Below are 8720 nucleotides of genomic sequence, written 5' to 3'. Positions count from 1 at the left end.
GCCAACTGCGAGAGCTTCCGCTTTTCCAATAAAAAAAGCCTTCTATAAGAAGAAGACTTTTGTAAATACGACCAAATTGTCATTCTTCTTATCTCGCAAATTAGCAAACTAATTTGCAGGACTTAGCACCTTTTCAATGGTTGAAACCATTGATGGTTGCTGAGGCGTCGCAGGGCCATTCCCTCAACCTCTCTTGATAAGAAATCAATTATTTAGATTATTTATAAAACTTACTACATGGAAGGCGGTATGTCAATCGGTTTTAATCAACTTATTATTTTTTTCCCAGTTTTTAAATTTAATAAAATTTATATATTCGATAAAATCCTCTTTATTCATACCATCTATAATAGCCTTTTCGATTATTCGCTTCCACTCTTTGTCCAGAAGCTCTTTCCCATTTGCATTCAACTCGGTATCTAATTGATCGATTCCAGTCAATAAATATTCAATTGAAACATGTAACGGTTTGGCAATCTTCATTAGAAAATGAATAGATGGATTTTTATTAAGGCTCCGCTCGATATTGCTCAAATAGGATTTAGAGACATTGGCAAGGTCAGCAAGCTCCGTAAGGGTATAACCGTTTTGCTCTCGTACTTCTTTAATTCGTGTTCCAATCATAGGCTTCTCCTTTTAAACAAATTTTAATGTGTATGTATAAAAGATTGCGTAGCTATCGGCTGCGAATTGTTGACGTAAATATTATGAAACTATGTCATATTACTGATATTATAAACCAGAATTCGTTCTTTTTAAAGAATTGATTTGTTGACTTAAGATAAATTTTAATAAACAGATATATTTTCCTAGTGCGTAAATATTATATAGAGGAATGATTAATCCTATTACTCCGCTGAACCTCAAGGGTTACACAGACTTTTTATAAACTAAATGGAATTATTATTAATGAAATGTAATACAAATAATAAATTGACTTGTTCTTTATAAAGAATTAAAATTAGGGTGTACAAATTTTCTTTTGGTGATGCCTTCTTACCGCTATCAATGAAGGCACTCGGTCATACTGTGGGTTATTAACCTTAGACGCTAGTCGTCAAGAGTGTGATGTGAGGAGGGGTTAGATGCCCCAAATCAAATGATTAAAGGTTTTGATGATAATGGCTATGAAAGCCGCTATAATCAAAACTTTTAATCTTTTAAAATGAATAGAAATTAAAAGGGGGGAGAAAATGACCTATCGGCAAAGGATGTCTATATTCTTTTTAGTAGATTCATGTATTGTCATAACAGCCATTTTTGTCAGCAGGTTCTTGGTCGATGCTGCTGTTTATGTCATTCATGTTCCAATGATGGTCATCACATTATCCATCTTGATTAGCCACCATATTTTTTCATTGGTTTTTAAGCTGTATAAAAAGGCATGGGAATATGCAAGTGTTGGAGAGTTATTAATTATCTTTAAAATTGTGACATCTTCAATACTTTTGACAGCACTACTGGCGCAGCTGATCCTCTATGATATTCCGATTAGGCTGCTGGGTGTAACGTGGTCAGTTAATATCTTGCTAATTGGCGGTTCTAGGTTTTGCTGGAGAGTGTACCGCGATACCTTTATGAACAAAATTCAAAATAAAAAACGAACACTCATTGTTGGGGCCGGCTCGGCAGGTGCGATGGTGGCAAGGCAGCTGTTAAAAAGTCAAGAGACCCATCTTCTTCCGGTAGGATTTATTGATGATGACTTGAATAAACAAAAATTAGATATATTAGGAATCCCGGTCCTCGGCGGGGTAAGCTCTATAGAAGAGAAAGTTCAAACCTTGCACATCGACAACATTATTATTGCCATCCCTTCCTTAAGCAGGAAAGAGTTAAATATTATTTTTCAAGAATGTGCAAAGACTTCTGCAAAAACGCAAATCCTCCCGATGCTTGAGGATTTAGTAACAGGAAGGATATCTGTTAGTCAGTTCCGTGATGTCCAAGTGGAGGATCTTTTAGGCAGGGAGCCAATTAATCTGGATATTGCCGCGATATCAAAATACATTACCGGAAAAAAAGTGTTGGTAACCGGTGCGGGGGGGTCGATTGGCTCGGAAATTTGCCGTCAGGTTGCTATTTTTTCACCTGAACAATTGATTCTATTAGGGCACGGAGAGAATAGTATTTATTCGATTGAAATGGAACTAAAGGAATGCTTTGGAGAATCAACGATTGAATTTATAACGGAAATTGCTGATTTAAAGGATGCCGCAAAAATGGCAGCAGTGATGAGAATGTATCGGCCGGATGTTGTCTATCATGCGGCTGCACATAAGCACGTCCCGCTGATGGAACACAACCCTGAAGAGGCAGTGAAGAATAATGTGATTGGGACCATCAATGCCGCAAATGCTGCCAGCTTGAATGGAGTTAAAACATTCGTGATGATCTCTACTGATAAAGCTGTTAATCCAACCAGCGTCATGGGGGCTACGAAAAGACTGGCAGAAATGATTATTCAGTCAAAGGATAGAAGAAGCAATACCAAATTTGTCGCTGTTCGGTTTGGAAATGTCCTAGGAAGCAGCGGCAGCGTTATTCCCTTATTTAAAAGGCAAATAGAAAAGGGTGGTCCTGTTACCGTTACCCATCCTGATATGATCCGTTATTTCATGACGATACCTGAAGCTTCAAGACTTGTCATCCAGGCTGGGGCCCTTGCCAAGGGTGGGGAAATCTTTGTGTTAGATATGGGCGAACCGGTGAAAATTGTTGACCTTGCCAAGAATCTAATCAAATTATCCGGAAATTCTGTTGATGAAATTGGGATTGAATTTACCGGGATTAGACCTGGGGAGAAGCTTTTCGAAGAACTATTAAAAGAAGATGAGGTACATGAAGAACAAATCTATCCAAAAATATATATTGGCAAAACCTCAGAGCTTTATATCCAAGAAATCGAAGAATTTATTTTAACATACTCAAACCTGGAAAAAGAGGAAATCAGAGAAAGCCTTTTATTTCTAGCCAATCATAAAGAGGAGAAACAAAAATTGTCAGTCTTAATGTAAGGGGAGGTAATTGCATGAAGCGAATGTTGGACGTTCTTATTTCATTGTCATTATTAGCTATTTTTTCCCCAATCATTTTATTCATTGTCATTTTGGTCAAATATAAACTTGGCTCTCCAATCATTTTCAAACAGCTTCGACCTGGAATGAATGGAGAGCCTTTTTCCCTGTTTAAATTCCGAAGTATGAATGAACGGAAGGATAGCAATGGACAACTTCTGCCTGATTTTCAACGAATGACTCCCTTTGGTTCCTTTTTAAGGAAGTATAGTCTTGACGAACTCCCACAACTTATTAATGTATTAAAAGGTGATATAAGCTTGGTTGGGCCTAGACCATTATTAATGGAATATCTTCCCTTATATACCGAAGAACAGGCAAAGAGGCATCTTGTTAGACCGGGAATTACTGGATGGGCCCAGGTTAATGGGCGAAATTCAATTACGTGGGAAGAAAAATTTGAACTGGATGTTTGGTATGTAAATCATCAAACACTGTTACTTGATTTGAAAATTTTAGGGTTAACCATAATAAAGGTTATTCGCCCCAAAGATATTAACCAAACTGAAAATGAACCAATGGCTTCATTTACGGGTACCGAAGCAAAAGAAAAAGAGCGGAAAGAATATATATTGTAATGTTCGTGAACCAGTCATATTCTTATAATTTACTAGATTAATGATATGAATTGGAGGTGTATGATTTGTTACAAACAGCAAAGAAAAGTCGAATTTTCCTTTCTCCGCCGCATATGAACGGAACTGAAATGAAATACATTAATGAGGCGTTCGAATCCAATTGGATAGCCCCCTTGGGACCGAATGTCGATGCCTTTGAAAAGGAAATGGCAAGTTACATTGGAGCCAATGGAGCCGTAGCAGTCAGTTCAGGAACTGCAGCGCTTCATTTGGCTCTTTCTTTATTAGAGGTACAAAAAGGGGATACTGTATTTTGCTCAAGCCTTACTTTTGTAGCGACTGCTAATCCAATCCTCTATCAAGGTGCAGAGCCTGTCTTCATTGATTCGGAACCAGCCACATGGAATATGTCACCTTCAGCTCTGGAAGAAGCTTTTAAGGAAGCGGAGATCGCCAATAAATTGCCAAAAGCTGTGATCATCGTGAATCTGTATGGACAGTCTGCCAAGATGGACGAACTTGCAGCCATTTGTCATAGATACGCGGTTCCTATCGTAGAAGATGCAGCAGAATCACTTGGATCCATGTATAAAGAAAAATCGAGCGGGACTTTTGGTGAATTTGGTGTCTATTCGTTTAATGGCAATAAAATTATTACCACTTCTGGCGGAGGGATGCTCATTTCTGATAATACCGAAGCGCTAAGTAAAGCACGATTTTTAGCAACGCAAGCGAAGGACCCTGCAACACATTATCAGCACAGCCAGCTTGGGTTTAACTATCGAATGAGCAATATCTTGGCTGGAATAGGAAGAAGCCAGCTGCAGGTATTGGAAGAGAGAGTCAATGTAAGAAGGGCTATCTTTAATACCTATCAACAAGAATTAGTGGGTTATCCTGAAATTTCCTTTATGCCGGAATTGGAAAACACAGTTTCAAATCGCTGGTTGACTACGTTAACAATAAATGAGCAAAAAACAGGCGTGTCGATATCCAAATTACTTGCTTTACTAGAGTCCGAGAATATTGAAGCAAGACCTGTATGGAAGCCGCTGCACATGCAGCCGCTTTTTGAAAAGTATCAATACTATCCGCATTCCACGAACAACAGCATCTCCGAAGAACTTTTTCGAACTGGAATCTGCTTACCTTCAGGTTCAAATATGACACCACAGGATCAAATGAGAGTAATTGACTGCATTAAGAAGGCTTTGAGTGAGAATTACTAAAAGATAATCTATTTATTGAAAGGCTGTGTTAGAGCACATTGTTGATTGGAGTGGAAGGCGCGAGACTCCTGCGGGAGCAGCGGGACAGGTGAGACCCCGCAGGCGCTTTAGCGCCGAGGAGGCTCACCGCCCGCCCCGCGGAAAGCTCGCGCCTGGAACGGAAATCAACATTCACTAAATTGATATGGTGTCAAAAATGAATAAAGAGGTCCGGAGGGCATTATGGAGGAAACAATAAGTTTACTAGATATATTTACAATCCTTAAAAAACGCTGGAAGCTAATTTTTTCTTTAACAGTATTAGCAGGGTTGATAAGTGCTTCAATTTCATATTATGTGATGACACCTGTTTATCAGGCATCAACGCAAATCCTTGTCAATCAAAAAAATCCGGAGAATCAGCTGGACTACTCTTTATTGCGAAGTAACGTGGATTTGATTAATACGTATAGCGTGATTATCAAAAGTCCTGTCATTCTCAGTAAAGTCGTTAACAAACTTGATTTTCCAAAAACGGTGGAGGAACTCAATCAGAGCATTACGGTTAACAGCCAAGAAAATTTGCAAATATTTTCTTTAGTGGTTAGGGATTCAAATGCTGCAAACGCAGTAGAAATTGTTAACACCATTTCAGAAGTTTTTCAAACGGAAATCCAAAATATTATGAGTGTCAATAACGTGAGCATTCTTGCGAAAGCAGAATTAATGGAAAATCCTGTTCCCGTTAAACCCAATCCAATATTGAATATTGCCATCGCGGTTGTTGTTGGTTTGATAATTGGAATAGTAATGACTTTCCTGATTGAATTTTTAGATAATACGCTGAAGGATGATCACGATGTTGAAACATACCTTGGACTGCCGGTGCTAGGGTCTATTAAGAAAATGTCTCATTCAGAGAAAAAGGCGAGAAGAGATTCCAAAATGCAAAAGATGGGAAGTGAAACGATTGTCTCGCAAGGTGAAAAATAATGCTAAACGATCTGTGAATTTAATTGCACAATACAACCCTAAATCGCCGATAACCGAGCAGTACCGGCTAATAAGGAACAATTTGCATTTTTCCTCAGTAGATAAAGAAATCAAAACAATAGTAGTAACCTCTCCTGAACCTGCTGATGGGAAAACGACAACAGCTGCCAATCTTGCCATTGTACTGGCGCAGCAAGGAAAACAAGTCTTGCTTGTCGATGCAGATTTAAGGAAACCCTCTGTTCATTTTACCTTTAACGTCAGTAATATTGACGGCCTGACCAGCATTCTCACAAAGGTAATTGATATAGAAACGGCAATTACGAAGACATATGTTCCCAATTTAGACCTTTTAACTAGTGGACCAATCCCCCCAAATCCTTCAGAACTATTAGGTTCAAAGACTATGGAACAAATAATAAAAGTACTGAAGGAAGCGTATGAGTATATCGTTTTTGATACACCGCCATTACTTGTGGTCACAGACGCCCAGATTATGGCAAGTAAAAGTGATGGTGTTGTAATGGTGGTTGCCAGTGGAAAAACCAAAAAGGACCGGGGGAGCAAAGCGAAAGAATTATTAGAAAAAGCGAACTCGCAAATACTTGGTGTCGTTGTCAATGGAGTGGATTCCAAAAAGGATCATTATTATGGCCAATATGGTTAAAGGCTATTTTATTAATAATAAAGGGAGATTATATGGATGATTGATATACATTGTCATATACTCCCAGGGGTTGATGACGGTCCGACGCAGCTTATTGAGTGTTTAAACATGGCGAATGCCGCAGTAACAGCAGGAATTTCCCATCTATTTGCAACACCGCACCATCTAAACGGGCAATATGAAAATTCAAAGAGTGTTATTTTGCAGAGGACACATGAGTTAAATAGGCATTTACAACAGGAGAATATTCATCTTACCATCCATCCGGGTCAGGAAGTAAGGATTCACCGGGAATTATTCCATTCACTTGAAATGGATGAAATCCTGACTCTTAACAATGAAGGTAAATACATGTTATTAGAACTTCCATTTGGGGAAGTTCCGACTTATACACAGGAAATAGTTTATGAACTGTTAGTCAGAGGGATTACACCAATTATTGTCCATCCTGAAAGAAATAGCGGATTTCTTGAGGATCATCATCTATTATTTGAACTGGTTCAGGAAGGGGCCTTGACCCAGCTTACATCCGGAAGTATTATCGGTCATTTTGGGAAAAAAGTTAAATCCTTATCCGAAAAACTCATTGAACATAATTTAGCGCATTTTATCGCAACCGATGCCCATAATTGCGGCTCAAGAGGCTTCTCACTTCATGAAGCTTATGAGGCAATCACAAAAACATTCGAAATCAATTATACCTTTTATTTTCAAGAAAATACGGAACTGCTCTTACTTGGTCAGCATCTTCAGGTTGAGAAGCCGACTCCAATTCGTAAAAAGATATTGGGGATTTTTTAACTAATTTTATCACAGTACTTTTTCACCTATAAATATGCCGATTGCGAGAAGGTAAAGCTATGCTGAAAAAACTATTAAAAAATGATTTTTTTAAAAATGTCTTTACTTTATTTACGGGTACAGCAATTGCTCAGGTTTTACCTGTTGCGATTACTCCGATACTGACGAGGATATATGGACCAAAGGAATTTGGCGTTTTTGCAGTCTACACAGCAATCGTATCGATTCTGTCTGTTCTTTCAACAGGAAGATATGAATTAGCAATCATTATTCCTGAGAAAGACAGCGAAGCGATTAATGTAGCAGGTTTGGCCGCTGTGATTAATGTATGTATCTCCATTTTTATTTTTCTTATTTTTTTAATTGGCGGGGAAAATCTCGCTAATCTATTCGGGGTCAATGAGCTGGGAATCTGGCTGTATTTTATCCCTGTTTCCTTAATAATATTGGGATTTTACGCCATCATCTATTATTGGTTTAACAGACGGAAATTGTATAAAGTAATGTCTGTTAATAAAGTCATTCAACAGGCGGGGATTGGCACCGCGAATATTAGTTTTGGCTTTGCAACCAATGGGATAGGACTTATTTTAGGAACAATCATAGGGCAAGCTTTTGCCTTGTGGTTAATTATCAAAAGGCTGCTGAACAAAGAGAAAATGATATTGAAGGAAATTTCAAAGAAAGAGATGTTACTGCAAGCAAAGAGATTTGCTAATTTTCCGAAATACTTTACTTTTGCACACACGTTAAACGTCTCATCAAGAAATCTGGCAAATATTCTGTTTTCAAGTTTTTTTAACGCGCTAACTGTCGGATATTTTACGCTTACCCAGAGAGTATTAAGTTTACCGGTCTCTCTAATCGGAACGGCTATTACCGATGTTTTTAGACAAAATGCAGCAGAAGAAATACAAATAAACGGGAATTGCAAAAAGCTGTATATAAAATCCTTTAAATTGCTATTTTTACTGGCAATCATTCCCTTCACGCTGCTGTATATTTTCAGTCCATGGCTTTTTTCTTTTGTTTTTGGCGCTGAATGGGCAGTTGCCGGAGAATATGCCCGTTTAATGATGCCAATGCTGTTTTTTCAATTTATTACTAGTCCATTAAGTACTTTATCGATCATATTAGAAAAGAATAAATATGAGATTATTTGGCAAGCTGCACTCTTTATTTCTACTACGAGCAGTCTTGTTATTGGGTATAAGATATTCAATTCAATCAAGGCAAGCATTATCCTGTTTACCATCGCCTACAGCATTATGTATATAGTCGATGGATTTATGACATATCGTTTTGCCGTTAATGGAAAACCTAATCCTGAAAAACTTGAGGTATAAAACCAATTAAAAGAAAGTGTACCTCCTTAAAAAGAGCTGGCAAAGGGGGA

General features: G+C 38.1%; 8 protein-coding genes and 1 riboswitch. Of the genes, 7 read left to right on the top strand and 1 reads right to left on the bottom strand.

Annotated features, from left to right (window positions below):
- Positions 1 to 85: 85 nt before the first annotated feature.
- Positions 86 to 203: riboswitch (SAM riboswitch) on the bottom strand.
- Between the two features lie 49 nt (positions 204 to 252).
- Positions 253 to 624, bottom strand: coding sequence for a helix-turn-helix domain-containing protein (locus ACFVSW_RS06515; protein ID WP_387313719.1), 372 nt, complete (start codon positions 622 to 624; stop codon positions 253 to 255).
- A gap of 569 nt (positions 625 to 1193) precedes the next feature.
- Here ACFVSW_RS06515 and ACFVSW_RS06510 point away from each other — a divergent pair.
- From ACFVSW_RS06510 to ACFVSW_RS06480, 7 genes are all read left to right on the top strand, one after another.
- A complete protein-coding gene (locus tag ACFVSW_RS06510; protein ID WP_387313716.1) occupies positions 1194 to 3017 on the top strand; it encodes a polysaccharide biosynthesis protein in 1824 nt (607 codons plus the stop codon).
- Between the two features lie 14 nt (positions 3018 to 3031).
- On the top strand, positions 3032 to 3655 hold the full coding sequence (locus tag ACFVSW_RS06505) for a sugar transferase (RefSeq protein ID WP_387313713.1): 624 nt from the start codon (positions 3032 to 3034) through the stop codon (positions 3653 to 3655).
- Between the two features lie 113 nt (positions 3656 to 3768).
- On the top strand, positions 3769 to 4884 hold the full coding sequence (locus ACFVSW_RS06500; protein ID WP_387314112.1) for a DegT/DnrJ/EryC1/StrS family aminotransferase: 1116 nt from the start codon (positions 3769 to 3771) through the stop codon (positions 4882 to 4884).
- A 222-nt stretch (positions 4885 to 5106) separates the two neighbouring features.
- Positions 5107 to 5856, top strand: coding sequence for a YveK family protein (locus ACFVSW_RS06495; RefSeq protein WP_387313710.1), 750 nt, complete (start codon positions 5107 to 5109; stop codon positions 5854 to 5856).
- On the top strand, positions 5825 to 6523 hold the full coding sequence (locus ACFVSW_RS06490) for a CpsD/CapB family tyrosine-protein kinase (protein ID WP_387313708.1): 699 nt from the start codon (positions 5825 to 5827) through the stop codon (positions 6521 to 6523). Before ACFVSW_RS06495 ends, ACFVSW_RS06490 begins: the two co-directional genes overlap by 32 nt.
- A gap of 36 nt (positions 6524 to 6559) precedes the next feature.
- A complete protein-coding gene (locus tag ACFVSW_RS06485; RefSeq protein WP_387313705.1) occupies positions 6560 to 7324 on the top strand; it encodes a tyrosine-protein phosphatase in 765 nt (254 codons plus the stop codon).
- Between the two features lie 59 nt (positions 7325 to 7383).
- Positions 7384 to 8670: an oligosaccharide flippase family protein gene (locus tag ACFVSW_RS06480; RefSeq protein WP_387313703.1), complete on the top strand. Its 1287-nt coding sequence runs from the start codon at positions 7384 to 7386 to the stop codon at positions 8668 to 8670.
- The last annotated feature ends 50 nt before the right edge of the window (positions 8671 to 8720 follow it).

This window comes from Neobacillus sp. NPDC058068 (genome assembly GCF_042885335.1).
Taxonomy (GTDB): domain Bacteria; phylum Bacillota; class Bacilli; order Bacillales; family Cytobacillaceae; genus Neobacillus.
This window is presented reverse-complemented; position numbering and strand designations above follow the sequence as displayed.